22 protein-coding genes are annotated in these 18,426 nt (G+C 64.1%); 15 read left to right on the forward strand and 7 right to left on the reverse strand.

Translation table 11 applies throughout. From position 1 onward, the window contains the following. Positions 1-188: 188 nt before the first annotated feature. Positions 189-1,733, forward strand: coding sequence for an alpha/beta hydrolase (locus EJ069_RS12925; RefSeq protein ID WP_126061609.1), 1,545 nt, complete (start codon positions 189-191; stop codon positions 1,731-1,733). A gap of 160 nt (positions 1,734-1,893) precedes the next feature. On the opposite strand, the gene EJ069_RS12930 is transcribed toward EJ069_RS12925, so the two are convergent. The 4 genes from EJ069_RS12930 to EJ069_RS12945 form a co-directional block, all read right to left on the reverse strand. Beyond that, a complete protein-coding gene (locus EJ069_RS12930) occupies positions 1,894-2,907 on the reverse strand; it encodes a nitronate monooxygenase family protein (protein ID WP_126061610.1) in 1,014 nt (337 codons plus the stop codon). Positions 2,908-3,038: 131 nt separating this feature from the next. Beyond that, positions 3,039-3,845 carry an alpha/beta hydrolase gene (locus EJ069_RS12935; protein WP_126061611.1) on the reverse strand — a complete coding sequence of 269 codons (807 nt, stop codon included), beginning with the start codon at positions 3,843-3,845 and terminating at the stop codon, positions 3,039-3,041. A 207-nt stretch (positions 3,846-4,052) separates the two neighbouring features. Further along, positions 4,053-4,781 (reverse strand): SDR family oxidoreductase, encoded by a 729-nt coding sequence (locus EJ069_RS12940; RefSeq protein ID WP_126061612.1) that lies wholly within the window; start codon positions 4,779-4,781, stop codon positions 4,053-4,055. Positions 4,782-4,814: 33 nt separating this feature from the next. Next, positions 4,815-5,276 (reverse strand): VOC family protein, encoded by a 462-nt coding sequence (locus EJ069_RS12945; protein WP_126061613.1) that lies wholly within the window; start codon positions 5,274-5,276, stop codon positions 4,815-4,817. Between the two features lie 125 nt (positions 5,277-5,401). On the opposite strand from EJ069_RS12945, the gene EJ069_RS12950 reads away from it, so the two are divergent. The 3 genes from EJ069_RS12950 to EJ069_RS12960 all read left to right on the forward strand — a co-directional run bounded on the left by EJ069_RS12950 (position 5,402) and on the right by EJ069_RS12960 (position 7,232). Beyond that, on the forward strand, positions 5,402-6,289 hold the full coding sequence (locus tag EJ069_RS12950; protein WP_126061614.1) for a transcriptional regulator GcvA: 888 nt from the start codon (positions 5,402-5,404) through the stop codon (positions 6,287-6,289). A 203-nt stretch (positions 6,290-6,492) separates the two neighbouring features. Beyond that, the gene (locus EJ069_RS12955; protein ID WP_126061615.1) at positions 6,493-6,786 is read left to right on the forward strand and encodes a GYD domain-containing protein; all 294 of its coding nucleotides are present in this window, start codon (positions 6,493-6,495) and stop codon (positions 6,784-6,786) included. Positions 6,787-7,031: 245 nt separating this feature from the next. Continuing rightward, positions 7,032-7,232 (forward strand): hypothetical protein, encoded by a 201-nt coding sequence (locus tag EJ069_RS12960; RefSeq protein ID WP_126061616.1) that lies wholly within the window; start codon positions 7,032-7,034, stop codon positions 7,230-7,232. A gap of 48 nt (positions 7,233-7,280) precedes the next feature. On the opposite strand, the gene EJ069_RS12965 is transcribed toward EJ069_RS12960, so the two are convergent. Then, entirely contained in the window at positions 7,281-7,565 is a 285-nt protein-coding gene (locus EJ069_RS12965; protein WP_126061617.1) for a hypothetical protein, read from the reverse strand. Further along, positions 7,546-7,929 carry a DUF768 domain-containing protein gene (locus tag EJ069_RS12970; protein ID WP_126061618.1) on the reverse strand — a complete coding sequence of 128 codons (384 nt, stop codon included), beginning with the start codon at positions 7,927-7,929 and terminating at the stop codon, positions 7,546-7,548. The genes EJ069_RS12965 and EJ069_RS12970 overlap by 20 nt, the downstream gene beginning before the upstream one ends. A 161-nt stretch (positions 7,930-8,090) precedes the next feature. Here EJ069_RS12970 and EJ069_RS12975 point away from each other — a divergent pair, with 161 nt between their 5' ends. The 11 genes from EJ069_RS12975 (at position 8,091) to EJ069_RS13025 (ending at position 17,084) form a co-directional block, all read left to right on the forward strand. Further along, positions 8,091-9,431 (forward strand): phospholipase D-like domain-containing protein, encoded by a 1,341-nt coding sequence (locus tag EJ069_RS12975; protein ID WP_126061619.1) that lies wholly within the window; start codon positions 8,091-8,093, stop codon positions 9,429-9,431. Between the two features lie 175 nt (positions 9,432-9,606). Further along, on the forward strand, positions 9,607-9,810 hold the full coding sequence (locus EJ069_RS12980; protein ID WP_189476338.1) for a hypothetical protein: 204 nt from the start codon (positions 9,607-9,609) through the stop codon (positions 9,808-9,810). Positions 9,811-9,896: 86 nt separating this feature from the next. Continuing rightward, positions 9,897-10,097, forward strand: a complete 201-nt coding sequence (locus tag EJ069_RS12985; protein WP_042638369.1) for a hypothetical protein — start codon at positions 9,897-9,899, stop codon at positions 10,095-10,097. Between the two features lie 142 nt (positions 10,098-10,239). Then, positions 10,240-10,467: a hypothetical protein gene (locus EJ069_RS12990; protein ID WP_042638367.1), complete on the forward strand. Its 228-nt coding sequence runs from the start codon at positions 10,240-10,242 to the stop codon at positions 10,465-10,467. 198 nt (positions 10,468-10,665) lie between these two features. Further along, on the forward strand, positions 10,666-10,968 hold the full coding sequence (locus EJ069_RS12995; protein WP_126061620.1) for a DUF982 domain-containing protein: 303 nt from the start codon (positions 10,666-10,668) through the stop codon (positions 10,966-10,968). Positions 10,969-10,995: 27 nt separating this feature from the next. Next, a complete protein-coding gene (locus EJ069_RS13000) occupies positions 10,996-11,280 on the forward strand; it encodes a DUF982 domain-containing protein (RefSeq protein ID WP_126061621.1) in 285 nt (94 codons plus the stop codon). A gap of 160 nt (positions 11,281-11,440) precedes the next feature. Next, positions 11,441-12,439 carry a L,D-transpeptidase gene (locus EJ069_RS13005; RefSeq protein WP_126061622.1) on the forward strand — a complete coding sequence of 333 codons (999 nt, stop codon included), beginning with the start codon at positions 11,441-11,443 and terminating at the stop codon, positions 12,437-12,439. A 131-nt stretch (positions 12,440-12,570) separates the two neighbouring features. Continuing rightward, positions 12,571-15,009 carry an FAD-dependent oxidoreductase gene (locus EJ069_RS13010; protein ID WP_126061623.1) on the forward strand — a complete coding sequence of 813 codons (2,439 nt, stop codon included), beginning with the start codon at positions 12,571-12,573 and terminating at the stop codon, positions 15,007-15,009. 55 nt (positions 15,010-15,064) lie between these two features. After that, on the forward strand, positions 15,065-16,174 hold the full coding sequence (locus EJ069_RS13015) for a mandelate racemase/muconate lactonizing enzyme family protein (RefSeq protein ID WP_126061624.1): 1,110 nt from the start codon (positions 15,065-15,067) through the stop codon (positions 16,172-16,174). A gap of 78 nt (positions 16,175-16,252) precedes the next feature. Further along, a complete protein-coding gene (locus tag EJ069_RS13020) occupies positions 16,253-16,576 on the forward strand; it encodes a DUF2934 domain-containing protein (RefSeq protein WP_126061625.1) in 324 nt (107 codons plus the stop codon). A 223-nt stretch (positions 16,577-16,799) separates the two neighbouring features. Next, positions 16,800-17,084 carry a PRC-barrel domain containing protein gene (locus EJ069_RS13025; RefSeq protein WP_126061626.1) on the forward strand — a complete coding sequence of 95 codons (285 nt, stop codon included), beginning with the start codon at positions 16,800-16,802 and terminating at the stop codon, positions 17,082-17,084. Positions 17,085-17,312: 228 nt separating this feature from the next. Here EJ069_RS13025 and EJ069_RS13030 read toward each other — a convergent pair whose 3' ends face one another. Next, positions 17,313-18,278 (reverse strand): AraC family transcriptional regulator, encoded by a 966-nt coding sequence (locus tag EJ069_RS13030; protein WP_126061627.1) that lies wholly within the window; start codon positions 18,276-18,278, stop codon positions 17,313-17,315. Between the last annotated feature and the right edge of the window lie 148 nt (positions 18,279-18,426).

Consider the following 18,426-nt stretch of genomic DNA (forward strand, 5'->3'; position numbering starts at 1 on the left):
TCCGAATGTCCATAAGGGCGCCATCCTCGGCAACGGCCTCGGACGTGCGATGGTGGGTGACAGTATTGACCAGTGACATTTCTCGCTCCAAGGGAGTCTCCTGATCGGGCCCGATCGGCCCGACGTCATGGGGGTGGATAGAATGCCGGCGTCCCCTCAACGTCCCCCGCCCGGCCGGATACCGATCGATGAAGCGGTTGGAACTCCAACTTATGGGTTTTCCGGAGTTCCGTCTGGACGGCCGGACGGTGGAGCTTGCCTTGCGCAAGGCGGCGGCACTCCTCATCTATCTCGCCGAAGTCGGCGGGCCCGTGGCGCGGGAGGTCGCCGCCACGCTTCTATGGCCCGAGACCGACGAAGAAGCCGCACGGGCACGCCTTCGGCGCACCCTGTATAAAATCCGCATCGCGTTCGGCAGCGAGGTGATCGCTGCGGCCGGAGCATCGCTCAGCCTGAACCCCGCGCTGTCCGTCGAGGCCGATTCCAGGGTTTTCGAGCATGCCTGCAATGTCGGCCCTCTCGATGCAGCCGCCGACATTTACCGGGGCGACTATCTCGCCGGCTTCTCACTGCCGGACTGTCCCGAAATCGAGGAATGGATCTTCTTCAGGCGCGAGGCCTTGCGCAGCCGGCTGGTGCAGGCGTTGGAAAGGCTGATCGAGGCGAAGATCGCCGACGGCGAGCCGCGCAGCGCGGTCGTGCACGCGACGCGCTTGGCTGGACTGGACCCGCTGAGCGAAAGCGCGCACCGTCACCTGATCCGGGCCCACCTGGCGGCCGGGGACAGGGCGGCCGCGGAGCGCCAGGGCGAAACCTGTATCCGCCTGTTGCGGGAGGAACTCGGCATAGCGCCCGACCCCACCACGCTTGCCATGCTGCGTGAGCCAACGCGCGATGCCACCTTGGACCTGCCCAGAACGCGCTACGTCGAAGTGGGCGGCATCCATATCGCGTACCAGATCGTCGGCAGCGGCCCGACGGACATCGTGCTTGTTCCCGGCTTCATTTCGCATGTCGAGCGTATCTGGGAAGACAGGAGCTGCCGCGCCTGGATCAGCGCTGTTTCGCGCCTGGGTCGCCTGATCCTGTTCGATCGGCGCGGCATGGGACTTTCCGACCGCGTCGGCGCCCGCCCGACCGTCGAAGCGACGGCCCAGGATATTCTGGCCGTCATGAATGCTGCTGGCAGCCGCAGGGCCTTGCTCATCGGCGCGTCAGAAGGTGGGCCGGGTTGCATCCGTTTTGCTGTAGATCACCCCGATCGCCTGATCGGCCTTGTTCTCTGGGGTTCGCTGGCGAAAGGCAGCCGCGCGCCCGACTATCCGTTCGCCCTGACCGTCGCGCAATACGACCTCTGGAAGCAACGCCTGCTCGCTGGCTGGGGCGGCCCGGCGGAAATCCAAACTTTCGCCCCGAGCCTCGCCGCAGACCGCCAAGCGGAAACCTGGTGGGCCGGATTGCTGAGGGCAGCCTCTAGTCCCGGCGCGGTCGCAGGCCTGCTCGAAGCGCTGCGCGATGCCGATGTCCGTCACTTGCTCACAAACGTCTCGGCCCGGACGATGATTCTGCACCGCTCCGGCGACCGCGCCGTGCGTGTCGAGGCCGGGCGGTTCCTGGCGGCCAAGATCCCGGGTGCGCGGTTCATCGAAGTCGACGGTGACGACCACTGGTTCTGGGTGGGCGACCAACAGCCGCTGCTCAACAGCATCAGCGCGTTTGCTCGACGCGGCTGATCGCTTGGCCGCAGCGCGCTGCCCGGGATGATCGTTGCAAATGGATCTGTGAAGGCCGCGCGTCACGCGGCCTCCGCCATGCCAGAGCGGTTCACCGTTTCTCGGAAACGGCGAACCGCTCCATGCCTTTGTTTTGACGCAATTCCGGGCGGAAAACCGCTCACACTTTTCCTGGAATTGCTCTGGTCAGGCGCTGGAGCACTGAGTTTGCCTCGGCCGTCATGCGCCGGACTATCTCGCCCGCAGGCAGAATCTCGTCGATGTTGCCGGCGCTTTGCCCGGCCGTCAGGCATGCCTGCTCTATGTCCCCGTCGAAATCAGGCGTCGGCAGGATAGCGCTGTAGCGCGGCACCGGGACCGTCTGGCCGTTGAGGACGGTAGAGCCGATGAACTGGCCTTCTGCATCCTTGGTGGCCTCGGTTTCCCGACCCAGCGCCGCACGTGCGCCGTCATTGACGATGGCCCGCATGAGCTGATCGGGCCACTCGGGACCGTAGATGGATAGGATCGCCGTGTCGCCCACATCGGCCGCTAGCACGCGGTCCTTGTAAGCATCGTGCGCTTCGGCCTCTTTCGAGGCGAGGAAACGGCTGCCGCACCAGACCGCATCAGCGCCGAGCGCGAGTGCGGCGGCCATGGTCGTACCATCCACTATGCCGCCTGCAGCAAGCAGCCGCAGACCGGGGAAGCGTCTGCGAATACGGGGAAAGAGCGTCATGGTGGACGCTTCCGCCCGATTGTGGCCGCCCGCCTCCGCACCCTGGACGATGAGAGCTTCGGCGCCCAGGGCAACCGCTTGCTCAGCTTCGGTGACGCGGCCGACCTGCATCCAGAGCTTGATGCCGGCCTGCTTCAGGCGTTCGGCATGCTCGGAGGTCGGCAACGTCCAAAAGAAGATCGCGAGCATCACCTGTTCCTCGACGAGAACGGATATGTGTTCGTCGGTGACGAAGTCGCCGATCAGGTCGACGCCGAAGGGCCGCTTCGTAAGCGCCCTGGTCTTCCGGATGAGTTCGCGCAGGACGTGGGGCGGGTTGATGTCGGAGCCGATCGTGCCAAGCCCGCCGGCTTCGCATACAGCAGCCGCGAGGGCGGGACGGGCGATCATCGCCATACCTGCATTGACAATTGGCGTTGCAAGGCCGAAGTCGCGGGTGATGGATGTCGAAATCATAGTCTGTATCCTTGGATTTGATCGAGGCGGCCTGCGCGTGACGCACTGACCGGGGTTTGATCGTCATGGTCGCATCGTGATCGTGGCCAACGAAGGAATTTCCGACGCGCTGGACAGGACCGGCACATCGCTTAGCCTCCTTGCCTTGTCTTCTGGACACCGACACGCTCCAGAAAAGAGTCGACAACCGGCGCCACGGTCTCGACATCGAGGAAGGCCGTGACATGGTTCTTGCCCGGGAGCGGCAGAAACTCGCCGCCCGCCAGTTCGGCGAGATTCCGGACGGACTGGCAGCGCGGATCGAGCGTGCCGCTGATTGCAAGCACCGGTATCCCCAGCTCCGCGAAGGTTGCCGAGAAATCGAGCCTGTCCGTGGCAAGGCTTGCTTGAACAGCGGCGATGTCGTTGGCCCGGATCCGCCGGCATGCGGCCTGCGAAAGGCGGGGGGCCAGTTGCGTCAAGAGGCCGACCCAAGCCTCGAAGTCATTCTTGAGCGTCGTACGCAGGAAGGTGATATCTTCTGCGAACGGATGCGCGCCGTTGACGACCAACGCGCTGATGCGGTCTGGGTGATAGGCCGCCGCGGCCAGTGCGACCACGCCGCCCATCGAATGCCCCATCAAAGCAGCATTCCGGACACCAGCATGGTCGAGCACGGCAACGACATCCGCTGCCCGTCTGCGGTCGGAATAGGCGATCGGGTCATAAGGCTTTCCGCTCCGGCCATGGCCGCGGCAATCGATGAGGATCAGCCGGCGCCCGCGTCGCAGCAATCGGTCGACGTAACCCGCCTCGTGCCAAGACTCGCTGGTTTCGGTCGCGCCGTGCAGCAGCACGAGCGGCTCGCCACGACCCAGGTCCTCGTAAGCGATAAAGATACCATCCTCGGCAACAGCCTCGAGCATGCGACGGTGGGTGAGAGTGTTGACCAGTGACATTTCCCGCTCCGAAGGAGGCTCCTTGCCGGGCCCGATCGATCCGACGCTGCGGGATGGATAAAAGGCCGGCGTCCCCTCGACGTCCCCTGCCCCGGCCGGATACGGATCGATGAAGCGATTGGAACTGCAAGATCCGCATCGCGTTTGGCACCGAAGCCATCGCCACCGGCGGAACCGAACGTCGTGATCAAGTCTGTGCTCGCTCGCTCAGACCAGCCGCTGCCCGCCGTCGATGTGGACGGTCTCGCCGGTCATGAACTTGTTCTGCATCAGATAGAGATAGGCCGGCGCGATATCGGCGGGCCTGGCGATCCTGCCGGCCGGGATGCGGCCGCCCATCCGCTCGAAATAGCCTGTCTTGGCTTCTCCGACGATCTCGTCCCACATTTCGGTTTCGACCCAGCCGGGCGAGACGATGTTGACGCGGGTTGGCGCGAGCTCCAGCGCCAGCGCGCGAGCGAAATAGCTGAAGGAACCGGCGACCGCCGCGACCACCGCGCCGCCGGGGACCGTAGGGCGGTCCTTGTTGATGCCGGAGGTGAAGATCATCGAGCCGCCTTTGTTCAATTTGTGCACGGCATGCTTGGCAAGCATCACCGACCCGATCAGCTTGCCGTCGACGAAGCCGCGCACGAAATCCATGTCGGTCTCGCCGATCGGAAAATTGGGCGGCGGCGTGCCGGCCGTCGCCGCCAGATGATCGAAGGCGCCGGCTTGCTCGAACATGCGGGACACGTCCGCCTCGTTCGCCATGTCGGCGGCGATGGCCGTCACGTGTCCTGCCCCGAGCCGCTCTTCGGCGGCCTTCAGCTTGTCCTCGGAGCGGCCGACGATCACGACTTCCGCGCCGTGTTCCAGGGCGGCCGCAGCGACGCCGAAGCCGATGCCGGAGCTGCCGCCGACGACGATGATCTTTTTTCCCGCGAGACTGGTCATGGGTTTTCTCCGTCCTTGCAGTGATGAGTTGAATCAGCCGCGGCCGGCGTGGGCGGCGGCGATGTCGGCGAGGATGATCTTCTTCATCGAATACATCGCCTGGCGCGCCCGGTCGGCCTTCGCGCGATCCGGATCGTTCATCAGCCGCAAGGCTTCGGCCGGGATGACCTGCCAATAGACGCCGAACTTGTCCTTCAGCCAGCCGCAAGGCTGTTCCGAGCCGCCGCCGGCGGTGAGCGCGTTCCAGAAATAGTCGGTCTCTACCTGGTCCCCGGTCTCGATGTAGAGCGAGATGCGCTCGTTGAAAGGCGGCACGCCGCCAGCATTGAGCGCCGTGAAACGTTGGCCTTCGAGCTCGAAGTCGAAGATAGCGTGCGGCTTGTCGGTGAACTCGATCGCGCCGAGCGCGCGGCTGTTCTTGAAGACCGACAGATAGAAATCCCGCGCGGCTTCGGCATCGAGGTTGAACCAGAGGAAGGGATGAACGGTGGCCATGGCGTCCTCGCACGTTGGTGAGTTTTGATCACAAGTTCTGTGAGGATTTTTTGGGCTGAAAAAGCTCGACGGACAAACCAAAGTTTGGCAAGTATTTGTTACCATAACTCACAAATGGCTTCGCCATGACCCGCAGACTGCCGCCGCTCAACGCCTTGCCGGCCTTCGAGGCCGCCGCACGGCATTTGAATTTTTCCAGGGCTGCCGACGAGCTCAACCTCACGCATGGCGCGATCAGCCGGGCGATAAAACACCTGGAGGATCAGCTCGGCGTGCAGCTCTTCGAGCGCGCGACGCGCTCGGTGCGGCTCACACCGGTCGGCGAGCCTTATGCGGTTGCCGTGCGCGAGGCGCTCGACCAGCTCGCGCTGGCGACGCAGACCGCGACCTCGCGCCATTCCGGCTCGACACTCAACGTCAGCACGTCGGACGGGTTTGCCGGAAAATGGCTGGTGCCGCGGCTCTACCGTTTTCACCGCGCGCATGGCGATATCGACGTGCGCGTCTCGACCACCGGCCGGCTGACCAATTTCCGCGGCGACGGCATCGACGTCGCCATACGATATGGCGGCGGCCACTATCACGGGCTGACGTCGGAATTCCTCACCGGCGAGGAAGTGTTTCCCGTCTGCAGCCCGAAGCTGCTGGAAGGGCCGCATCCGCTGAAGCGGCCCGAGGACCTCAGGTATCACACGCTGATCCGCGACGGCTACCGCATCGACTGGGCGGCGTGGCTGGCCAGCGCCGGGGTCGAAGGCGTCGATCCCAACAGCGGCCTCACCTTCGATTCCGCCACCTTCGCCGTGGAATCCGCCGTCCAGGGCGAAGGCGTGGTGCTCGGCCGCACCATGCTGGTCTCCGCCGACCTAGCCACCGGCCGGCTGGTGCGGCCGTTCGACCATGCGTTGAAGGCCTTCTCCAGCTTCTATCTGGTCTACCCACCGGAGGCGATCCGCCAGCGCAAGGTCAAGGCGTTTCGCGACTGGCTGTTTGAGGAGATCGGTCCGGGCTGACGAGCGGCAGCCATCTACACACCGCCTTGCACGCGCGTGCCGCCTTCACGACATGACACTTGACCCGCGCCTCTTGCGGCAATCCAACCTGTACGCCGATATATTAGCAATTGCTTCTTCATAGGGCGGGCACGTGCTATTGTGGTCCTGGGAACGGCGGACGCGCCGTGAGCGCCCCGCGTTTCCCTTGTGGGAGGAAACCAATGGCTCACTACGTATTGCTGTCGAACTTCACCGACCAGGGTATCAGGACCATAAAGGACACCCAGAAGCGTGCCGAGGCTTTCAAGGAGATGGCCAGCAAAAGCGGGGTCAAGATTCACACCTTGTTGTGGACTCTGGGCAAGCATGATGTCGTGGCGGTTGCCGAAGCGGAGGACGACATTGCCGCGACTGCGCTGGGCCTATCAATCGCATCGATGGGCAACATCAGAACCGAGACCCTGAGGGCGTTCGATACGGCGGATATGGCCAAGATACTGGCAAGGATGGCCTGACCGTTACCTTACCAACGCACGTGGCGGATCGAAGCCTGCGGCGGGCAGGGTGCCCGGCGCAGGCCGCCTACGAATTCGACCTCACGCATTGGCGGAGCGGCTCGGTGTGCAGCTCTTCGAGCGCGACGCTGTCGGTGCGGCTCAGCCCTGCCGGCGAGCCCTGTGCATCGGCCCGGGCTGACGCACGGGCTCAGGAAACCTTCCTTCGGCTCGGCGGTTGATACCGATCCGAGAGAGGGGCATTCATGCCGAGACGAAATGGAGAGACGGCCAGACACTCCAGACGGCCGCGCTCGCGTCCGCTGAAGGGCGAAGAGACGGAGGTGAAGCACGTCGTCGAGACGCAGGGACTGTCAACTGCGCAGGCGCGGGAGCTTGTGCGGCGCTATGGCAATGATTGGCGCAAGATCGAGGAAGCCGCCAAGACCTACAAGGGCGACGAATAAGGGCCCGGATATCGGCGCGATCAGTCCTCGCCGGCGTGGGATCAAGCCTCAACCTGAGCGCATCACGCCGGGCTCGCCGGTCTCGTCCGCCTGACCGGGCCGCTGGGCCTCGGACAGCAGATCCTGGAATTCGATGGTCGTCACCAGGTAGCCCGCCTCGTCGTAGATCTTGGTCACCCAGGATGTCGGGTCCGACCCCGCGGCAATGCCGTCGAGCATGGCTTCCTTCGCAGCCCGTTTGGCCTCGGCCTTCGCCGTTTCGAGATTTTCCATCTCGACGTGAATCGGCGGCTGCGCCGCGGATTCGAGAAACTCAAAGCGGAATTTTGGCATTCGTCTCTCCGTTCCCAGCGGCGGGCGGCGCAGGCGCTATCGATTCATGATCATCGCCGCTGCCGTCGCGTTGTTCCTCCAGCACGGTCTCGGCGATATATTCCTTGAGGTCGCCCACTTCCTCGCTGATCTCGTCAGGCTCTATGCCTTGGCTTTCGGCGTCGGCGATACATTGGTCGGCCAATTCGGTGGCGACTATCTCGGCCGGCATCGAGACCCGAGGTTCGGCCTTGTGCTCATTGATCCATTCCTCCACGAAATGCGCCGTCTTGTTCACGAGCATGTCGGCCTCCGGCGAGGCCTCGGCTACGGGCTGTTCCAGCTTGATATCCATGCAAGACCATCCTTGAATGATCTTCTTCAACGCCGATTGGTCGCAAAGGATGCAGCGCTCGCTTGATGGCGTGCGGCGGGCCGGGGATCGGCTGACGAAGCGCCGCTCGGAGTCCGCGCAGGTCCAGCCGGGAACCTGAATCACGGTCGAACATTCTTGCTGTTGGGAGAAACTGACCGCGGGCGAAAGACGTGAAGGCTCAGGGGTTTAGAGCGCTGCTGGCCAGCAAGACACTCGCTGCCGGGCGCAAGGCCGGCTATTGGCTCGACATCCTCAAATATGTCGCCGTGGCCGTCGCCGCCGCGATTGTCACGCTGGCCGCGGTAAACCTGACCCCGGAGCCGCGTGTCATCCGCACGATCGTTCCGCACCGTTTCGACGCGGCGGATCCGCAATTCGTGCAAAGCATGAGCAGCTATTCGCAAGGGCAGATCTCCGGACGGAACGCCGTGCAAACCCTCGTCAACGGCGACGAGATTTTTCCTGCGATGCTGCAAGCGATCGGCGCGGCCCGATCCAGCATCGACATGGAAACCTACATTTATTGGTCGGGCTCGGTCGGCTATCAGTTCGCCACGGCCCTGGCCGCGAAAGCCCGCGAAGGCGTCGAGGTCCGAGTGCTGGTCGACTGGCTCGGCTCCCTGCCCTTCGACGAGAACCTGATCCACATCATGACGGGCGCCGGGGTGCGGTTCCAGCGCTACCGGCCCGTCTACTGGTATACGCTTGACCGGGTGAACAACCGGACCCACCGCAAACTGCTCATCGTGGACGGGCGGGTCGCGTTCACCGGCGGGGTCGGCATCGCGGACAACTGGCTGGGCGATGCGCGCAATCCGAAGGAGTGGCGTGACACCCATTATCGGATTGAGGGGCCTTCGGTGGGCGCGTTCCAGGCGGCCTTCGCCGAGAACTGGGTAGAGTCCGCAGGCGAAACATTGCAAGGAGAGAAGTTCTATCCACCACCCGAGCCCGCAGGCGCACTTTGCGCCCAGCTGGTCCTGTCATCGCAACCGAACGGCTCCGAGGATATGGAGCTGATGATGCTGGCAGCGATCGCCGCGGCCAAGGATCACCTGCGCATCGGCATGGCCTATTTCGTGCCGGACGAAATCGCGCTGCAGCAGATACTCGACGCCAGGAAACGAGGCGTGGCCGTCGACGTCATCGTGCCCAATTCGCTGACCGATGTGCCCATCGTGCGAAAGGGCTCGCGCCACTTCTGGGGAGAACTGCTCGAAGCCGGCGTGCGCATCTACGAGTTTCAGCCGACGATGTATCACCCCAAACTGCTCATCGTCGATGACGTCTGGGCAAGCTTCGGCTCCACCAACCTGGACGAGCGCTCGTTGCGCCTGAATGACGAAGCCAGCCTCAATGTCTACGGCAGGGATTTTGCGCAGACGCAGATCGACTTGTTCAACGAGGACCTGAAACGGTCGAGGCAGATCAGCCTGGCGGAGTGGCAGGCGCGTCCGCTGACCGAGAAAGTCACCGATTGGCTTGCGAGCAAGCTGCATACGCAGCTTTAGGTTCGGCACGAAGAGTTTCGTGGTGCCGATTCACCTTGGTTAGGGCGGATCATCAACAAACATGCAGTATGGTCGTGCCAAAACGTTGGGGTTGGCAGGCCCGGTCGGTGGTCGTTGTGTCACGAGCATGTCCGCCGGTCGGGCATCCTTGGGCTGGGGCACGGAGGAGGAGACAATGCCGATTACGAGACTGTCGAAAGGCGCATTCCTGCCCGACGAGGTGACCTTCCTTGGCCGCGTCCTTGAACTCGGCGCCGGCGCGGACGAAACCGAGGAGCAGCGCGAGCGGCGGGCCTTGCGCATCATCGCGAACTACATGGCGGGGATCACCGACGAGCGGGAGCTGGCTGAGCTGTCGCGAAGACCGCTGGGCAGATAACGCCGCAGCGGAGCGGCCAGGCAAAGCAGAGCCGCGATGAAACTTTCGACGGCTTTTCCAGTTCGGTTGCAAGGAGGATCCCAGACATGACTGAACCCGGTGAAGGCAGTTCTCATGGGCGAATTGACGACAAGCAGCTCGTCATTCTGCTGAAGCAAAAAACCGGCATCTCCGATGCGCAAGCCAAGAGGCTGATAAAGGCCGTCGGGCGCGACCGGCCGTCGCTTTTGCGAGAAGCCCGGATCATAAGGGCGCGTGCTCAGGCGTCCGCTCCAGGTCGTGTGTGACCGGCGCGGCGCATGGTCTCCGGCCTGCGACCGTGAAGGCGCTTCGCGGCTTGCGGTTTCGCAGACCGTGCCGAACCAGGCATGGGCTCGTCGAAGTCCGTCGGCTTGCGCGGGCATGCCGTTTGCACGATGCTGAACGGTCATGACCACCCAGTATCTGGACCACAAACTGGAATGCCCGTTTTGCGGCGTCATCCGTTTGAACATTCCAGCCGATGCCCAACCCGCAACGCCGATCCACTGCGCCGAGTGCGGCGAATATCTCGGCACGTGGGATGAGCTTCAAACAGACTTCGAGCAGCAAGGCGGCACGGATGGCGTTTTCCGGCTGGACAAGGGGCGCATCCAAAAGCTCAATTCCAGTCGGTGAGAAGGCCGCCGCCGGCGGCTCGGATGCCGGCTGATCGACTGATCGCGCGCAGAACATCGGGCCCGAGCAATGGGGTATGAGAGCATCCGCCAAGTCCTTGACGGTTCAAACTCGTAAACCCATATCGAAGCCGGGCGCAGACCGCCGCGGTCCCCGCCCCCATCAAACTCAAATTGTTCGTTCGACTTGGAGGATCTTATGAACGACCGGATGTTCGACAGCCCTGTTTTCGTCAAGAGCGGAAACAGCCTCGTCCAGGAGATCGCGTGCCTCGAAGACGCCCTGGAATTCCTCTATGAATGGCCCAAGAACCGGCGCGGGCCGATTTATGAAACGGCGCTGCGCGCCTGCCAGCGGGCCTTCGACAGCGGCTTTCCGCTGACGGCGGCCAGAGAGTCATTTTGTGGTTTCGCCAAATCCGCCAGAATCCATGAAGACGTGAGCACCACCCTGCCCTGGATGGTCGGCAAAGGCCGCAAGGGCGGCGGGCTGACCGCCTAGCATCGTCGCGGATCGAGGACGTTTGCCATGTTCGCCAAACCGTTCGAAAAACCAATCCGCGTCTGGGTAGGACTGGGATTTCCGCGTCAGTTGAACACCGTCGTGGACGCCTATCAATTCGTCATCGACTGGTGCGGTAACAGCCCGGAGCAGAAGGCGGCTATCCGCGCCTGCAGGGCTGCGCTCGCCGGGGATGTCGATGCGGAAACAGCGAGGGGCGTTTTCGTCGCCTTTGCGCGCAAGAAGGACATCCTCATCGAGGATGGCGCCATTCCCCCCATGCTTGAAAAAGCTCACCCAAGACATGCCTGATCTTAGTGAGGCGGCGCACAGCGCCGCCTCATTCGCTCTCAGCCGGGATCGCCGTCAGCGAAGCACTCGCGACGACCTTCACGTTGCCCCTCGATAGGAACCAGATCAGGGCTGCCGCGTCATAAAGGCAGGTCCTTGTCGCGGTTCGGGAGTGACGTCGATGGTCAGGTTCCTTGTTGTCTTAGCGGTGGTGCTCGGCATCGCGTGCGGCGTCACGCAGGCGGCGAGTCTGGAACCCGACGCCGTCAATCAAGCGCAATTCAGCGAAAGCGAACCAAAAGGCGTCAGCCCCATGCTGCTCAAGGCGCAGGTGCTTCTGGATCGCGCCCGCTTCTCGCCCGGCCTGATCGACGGCCGCGCGTCGCAGAACTTCACCAAGGCGGTCGCGGCCTTCCAGGCAGCGAACGGATTGCCCTCCGACGGCAACCTCACGCGGGAGACGTGGGACAAGCTCGCGGCGACCTTCGCCGGCCCGGTGCTGGCGACCTATGAGACCACCGCGAAGGATGTGCGCGGCCCCTTCACAAAGCGCATCCCCGCCCGCATGGAGAGCATGGCGCATCTCAAGCGCCTCGGTTATCGCAACGCGCGGGAGAAGCTGGCGGAACGGTTTCATGTCAGCGAAGAATTGCTGAGGATGCTCAATCCCAAAGCCGGGTTCAGCAAGGGCGGCACCACCTTGGTCGTGCCCGATGTCGGCCGTGGCGATCCGCCTTCACAGGTTGCCAGCGTCGAGATCGACAAGGCATCGCGCCAGGTGCGCGCGCTCGATGGGTCGGGCAAGGCGATTGCCGTCTATCCGGCCTCGATCGGCAGCGCGGAGAAACCGGCGCCGAGCGGCTCGGCCGAGGTCAAGCGCGTGGTGCACAATCCGACCTATCACTACAATCCGAAATTCGCCTTCAAAGGGGTGAAGACCAAGCATCCCTTCACCATCGCGAAGGGGCCCAACAATCCGGTCGGATCGGTTTGGATCGACCTCTCGATCGAGAGCTACGGCATCCACGGCACGCCAGACCCGGGCAAGATCGGCACCACCTTCTCGCATGGCTGCATCCGGATGACCAACTGGGACGCCGAAGACCTCGCCGCCATGGTCAAGCCGGGAACGAAGGTCGACTTCAAGGACGAGACGGCGCAGGACGGGCAGGCGCAGTGACTACGGCCCGCAGGCCGCTGCATAAATCCAGCTTATCATGACCCCTAATTTTTGAAGACGTTACAGGGCCAATCACCGCCTGTAGCTTTCGATCGCGGTTGTTCTCAGCTCGGTCCAGAATCGGTGGTTTGATGCAGACACATGCGCGGGTGGTGATCGTTGGCGGCGGGTGCGTTGGCGCGGGAATTCTCTATGGGCTGGCCAAGCGCGGCTGGACCGACGTGGCGCTGCTGGAGCGCACGCAGCTGACCGCCGGATCGACCTGGCACGCGGCGGGGCTGATCCCGTCCTATGCCCGCAACATCAATGTCGGGCGCATGATCAACAAGACCATCGAGATCTATGAGGGGCTGGAGGCCGAGACCGGGCAGCCAGTGGGCTGGCACAAATGCGGGCAGCTGCGGATCGCCAATTCGCGCGACCGGCTCGACGAGTTCAAGAGCTATATGAGCGTTGCCGAGGTGCAAGGCATGCGGGCGCAGCTGCTCACGCCCGACGAGGCGCGAAAGCTCTGGCCGCTGCTCGACAACAAGGAGATGCTGGGCGCGCTCTACCATCCCGATGACGGCCATATCGCGCCGGCCGATGTCACGCACGCCATGGCCAAGGGCGCGCGCGATCTTGGGGCAAAAGTCTATCTCAACACCGAGGTCACCGGCTTCAGCCGGACGCCTGGCGGCGAGTGGCTGGTCCGGACCAATCAGGGCGACATCACCTGCGAGCATGTGATTTGCGCCACCGGCAATTACGCGCGCCAGACCGGCGCGCTGCTTGGCTTGGATATTCCGGCGATCCCGATCCTGCACCAGTACTGGATCACCGAGGCGGTGCCGGAAGTAGTCGAGCGCAAGCGCGCGGGCCGGCCCGAAATGCCGATCCTGCGCGACGAGGGTTTCGAGGGCTATCTGCGCGAGGAAGGCGACGGGCTCATGTTCGGGCCCTATGAGCGCACCGAGCACCTTAAGCTGTTCGCCGAGGACGGCGTGCCCGCCTGGTTCGGCGCCGATCTGCTCGACGAGGATTTCGAGGCGGTGTCGTGGAACTGGGAGCAGGCCCTGCGGCTGGTCCCGGCGCTCGGGCGCGTCGGCATCAAGGCCAATGTGCGCGGCCCCTTCCAGATGACGGCGGACGAGCTGCCGCTGATGGGACCGGCCTGGGGCCTGCCCAATGTCTGGCTCGCGGAGGGCGTGCCGGGCGGCATCCTGTGGGGCGGTACGATCGGCTACTATCTGTCCGAGCGGATCGTCGAAGGCGGCAACAGCCTCGACACGTCCGATCTCGACCCGCGCCGCTTCGGCGACTACGCCAACAAGGAATGGACGCGCCAGAAGGTGCGCGAGGCCTGGGGCACGCATGCCGAGCAGAAATATCCCGGACAGGACATGCCTGCAGCACGGCCGCAGAAGACCGCGCCCTCCTATGACCGGCTGACGGAGCTCGGCGCGGTCTGGGGCGTGCTCAATGGCTGGGAGATGCCCAACTGGTTCGCGCGCGACGGGATCGGGGCCAAGGACCAGTATAGCTGGCGCTGGACGCCCAAGGGCAACCTCGTCGGCGAGGAGGTGCTGGCGGTGCGCAACGCCGTAGGCCTGGTCGAGATGACGCCGATGACCAAGTTCGAGGTGTCGGGACGAGGCGCGGCGCATTGGCTGGACCGGGTCATCGCCAACCGGTTGCCCTCAGTCGGCAAGGTGACGCTGGCGCACCATCTGACGGCCAATGGCGGCGTGCAGGCGGAGTACATGGTGGCGCGTCTCGGCGAAGATCAGTTCTACCTGATCTCGACGCCGCGCGCCGAGCTCTGGAATTTCGACGATCTGTCGAGGCTGCTGCCCGCCGACGGCAGCGTAAGCCTGAAGAACGTGACGAACGACCGTGGCTGTTTCACGGTCGTTGGCCCCAAGGCTCGCGAGGTGCTGCAGCCCCTCACCGGGATCGACCTTTCCAACGAAAGCTTCCCCTGGTTCGGCGTGAAGACCGGCAGCGTGGCCCTGGCCAGCGACGTGCGGCTGCTGCGCGTCAACTATGAAGGCGAGCTTGGCTGGGAGCTGTATCACCCCCTGCCCTACCAGCGGCAGTTGCTCGACGCGATCCTGAGAGAGGGCGAGAAGCACGGCATGCGGCTGGTCGGGCTGCACGCGCTGGAGTCGCTTAGGCTCGAGAAATCCTATCGCGCCATGTATCGCGACATGAACCCCGAGCTCAACGCGCTGGAAAGCGGGCTGGAACGCTTCATCCGCCTCGACAAGGGCGACTTCGTCGGGCGCGACGCGGTGCAGAAATACAAGGAGCGTAACGACCAGCGCCGCTCGGTAACGCTCAAGATCGATACGGACGGCGCCAGCACCCTGGCCAATGAAGGGCTCTACAGCGACGGCAAGCTGGTCGGGCGCATCACGTCGGGCGGCTATGGCTACACGCTCGGGCATGACGTGGCGCTGGCGCTGCTGCCCGAGCGTTTTGCCAGGCCCGGCACCCAGCTCGATGTTGCGATCCTGGGCGACTGGAAGGTCGCCGAGGTCATCGCGGATTCGCCTTACGACCCGACCTCGGCCAGGGCGCGGATGTAACAGGCGGGGCCGGCAAAGGCCCCGTTGCCGACCTGTCCTTCGGAGGGAAGCCCGTATGCGCATCGAGCGGATCAACGTCTATTCGGCCCAATTGCCGGTCAAGAACGGCGTCTACCGCATGGCCAGCGCCGATGTGGAGGCGCTGGACTCAACGCTGGTCGAGATCGTCACCGATGAGGGGCTCGCAGGCTGGGGCGAGACCTGCCCGATCGGCCCGGTCTACCAGCCGCATCACGCGCTGGGCGCGCGCGCCGCGATCGCCGAAATCGCACCCGGCCTGATCGGTTCGGAGATCGCCTCGATCAGGCTGCTTGCGAAGCAGATGGACGAGCGGCTCAACGGGCACGGCTATGCCAAAGCCGCATTCGACATGGCTTTTCTCGACCTGCTCGGGCAAAAGCTCGGCGTGCCGGTCTCGACGCTGTTGGGCGGCGCTCTCACCGACCGCGTGCCGGCCTATTATTCACTGATCGTCGGGGCGCCGGAGGAGACGGCGCGGATCGCCGCCGACAAGGTGAAGGAGGGCTATCCGCGCCTGCAAGTGAAGATCGGCGGGCGCGATTTGGAAGAGGACGTGGCCGTTGTCCGCCAGGTCTGGGAAGCGGTCGGCTACAAGGCCCGGCTGGCGGTCGACGGCAACCGTGGCCTGACGGTGGCCGCGGCGATCCATCTCGACCGGCTCTGCCAGGCGATCCCCTTCGTCTTCGAGCAGCCCTGCAACACGATGGATGAGATCGCGACGCTGAAAGGCCGCGTCACGCATCCGGTCTATCTCGACGAGAGCACCGAGGACCAGAACGCGGTGCTGCGGGCAATCTCGCTCGGCATCGCGGACGGCTTCGGCTTCAAGGTCACGCGCCTCGGTGGGCTGACCAAAATGGCGACTGTGCGCGACCTCTGTGCCATCCGCTCGCTGCCGCATAGCTGCGACGACGCCTGGGGCGGCGACATCATCGCGGCTGCCTGCGTGCATCTGGCCGCCACCGTCGAGCCCCGCCGCATGGAAGGCGCCTGGATCGCCCAGGAATACATCAAGGGCCATTTCGACCAGAAGCAGCCGGTCGTCATCAAGCAAGGCCATATCGCCGTGCCGCAACGGCCGGGGCTGGGCGTGAAACCCGAGCCCGGCATGTTCGGCAAGCCGGTGGCGATTTACGGGCCGTAGGCCGGTCGATCACTTCGTGGGCGACACGGATCGTTCCGCCCTGTCCCGCGTTCTTGTGACACGCAAGGAGGAACGGCGATGGACGACGATCGGACCGAGAAGATCAGACAGCGCGCCTTTGAGATCTTTCAGCGCGAGGGCGGCATCCTCGGCAATCACGAACGGCACTGGCAACAGGCCGAGATGGAGATCGACCGCGAGGCCGCACTGCCGCTGACGGCGGGCGACGCCCTGCCCGAAACACGCGAGATCGACAGCGCGGATGTGCTGACGGTCGAGGCGCTTGCCATGCGCACCGGCATTTCCGGCGACGAGGCGCAGGAGCTGCTCGACCGACTGGGCAACGATCGCGCCGCGATCGAGGAGGCGGCGCGGAGTCTCGAGGCCAAGCGGCGCAGCTGACGAGTCGGCAACCAACCTATCCGCGGTAAGAACCGCGGGCATGCCCAGGACACGTCCCACCGCGTCCGCGCCTGGCGTGCGCTCTCAGGCGCGCTGGTCGCGCTTGTCCTCATCCTCGTGGTGGGATGGGCAGCGCTTCGCTGAGCAGCGCTTTCTTTTCGCTCCATCGGCGGAACCCTCGGCCGCATCGACGGTTCCTCCTGTACACCACAGGAGATGCATCATGGACCATACCAGCCACGTGAGACTGACCAATGCCGAGCTCACGCCGGACATCCTCGAAGGCGCGACCATCTACGGCCCCGATGACGAGAAGATCGGCTCGGTCGACCACCTGCACGGCAGCCAGGTCGTGATCGATGTCGGCGGCTTTCTCGGCATAGGCGCCAAGCCGGTGGCCGTCACCGCCAGCCAGCTCGATTTCATGCGCGACGAGGACGGCGACGTCCACGCCGCCACCAGCTGGACAAAGGACCAGTTGAAGGCGATGCCTGAGCATCGCGACTGAGACGCAAGCGCTCGTGAAATGAATGAGACGAACCCGACCCGGCAACTGCCGGGTCTTTTTTTGGAGGCGGCGCGGTCGAGCAGCTGGCGCTCGGCGGCCAGCATCTGGCCGCCGTACTCAACGAGACGCTGGCGGCAGACAAGTAGCGGCTGCGCGCGGAGATCAGGCTGCTGGCAAACACACCGATGCGCCGCTTCGGACGAAGATGCGGCAGCGAACCCCGGCCCTTCAGCCGCTATCGCCCTTCTCGGTCAAGGCACGAACTTCCGTCGGCGTCATGCCGTAGCGCAGCCGGAACTGCCGATAGAAAGTGGATGGCTCATTGAAGCCGACCTCAAAGGCAATGTCGGCGATGCGCCGCAGCAACTGTCGGCGGTCGGTGAGGCAGCTATGGACATAGGCGAGCCGCTCTCCGTTGACATAGTCGGAAAAGCTTGTGCCCTCCCCGGCAAAGAGCTGGCGGACATAGCGCTCGCTGATGCCGAACTTGCGCGATATCTGCCCGGCGTTGAGCCCGGGATCGGTGAGATTGCGGGCGATGTGCTGCTTGATGGCCGCAAGCCTTGCGGCGCGGACACCAGGGGGATGCGTATGGGCCTCCATGCCACCGAAGGAAACGGCAAGAAGGTCGGTGATATGGCGGGAAGCAAGAGGCGCGAGCGTCTCGGGCTCCTCGATATGCAGGAGCGACCAGAGGTAATCAAACAGCAGCCGGTGGGCCGGGAGCGTGCGGCCGAGACTGTCGGGACGCACATCATCGAGGTTCTTCACCAGCGGGGCCAGCAGCGAGCGCTTGAACTGAAGCGCCATGGTCCATTGCGAATCCTCGCTGACGACCGAGTAGCGGCGGTCCATCGGGAAGATGGCGGCGGTGCCGGGATCGGTGCTGAAATCGCCACGCCCAGGCATGGTGAAGCGGTAGCCGCCCTTGTTCCAGGACAGGAGGATATCGTCGTTGCCGTCGGCCATCAGCGCGCTGTTGCGCTCCCAGACCATGGGAGAGACAGCGCCCTTGGTGAGATTCATCCCGGGCAGGATCAGGGTGCGGGCAGAGAATTTGAGAGGCGTGTCGGCACGCGGCGTGATGTCCAACCGCATCTGGATGCGACCGTAGAAATCGCGAATGAACTCGTCCCGTTGATCCTCGGGAATGTCGTCCGCCGAGAATGTAGCCACCCGATCAGCGCTCGCCATCGTGCTCCCTGTCGAAGACTGCCTGGATTTGGACGGCGCCTGCCCGCAATTGGCCTTTGCCTGTCCGTTGGCGCTTGAGAAACACCATTTCCGCCCTGGTTTGAGCCCGATCCAGAATGCCTCTCAGCTTTCGGAAAGTGAGTTAAGT

Source organism: Mesorhizobium sp. M2A.F.Ca.ET.043.05.1.1, assembly GCF_003952445.1.
Lineage (GTDB): Bacteria > Pseudomonadota > Alphaproteobacteria > Rhizobiales > Rhizobiaceae > Mesorhizobium.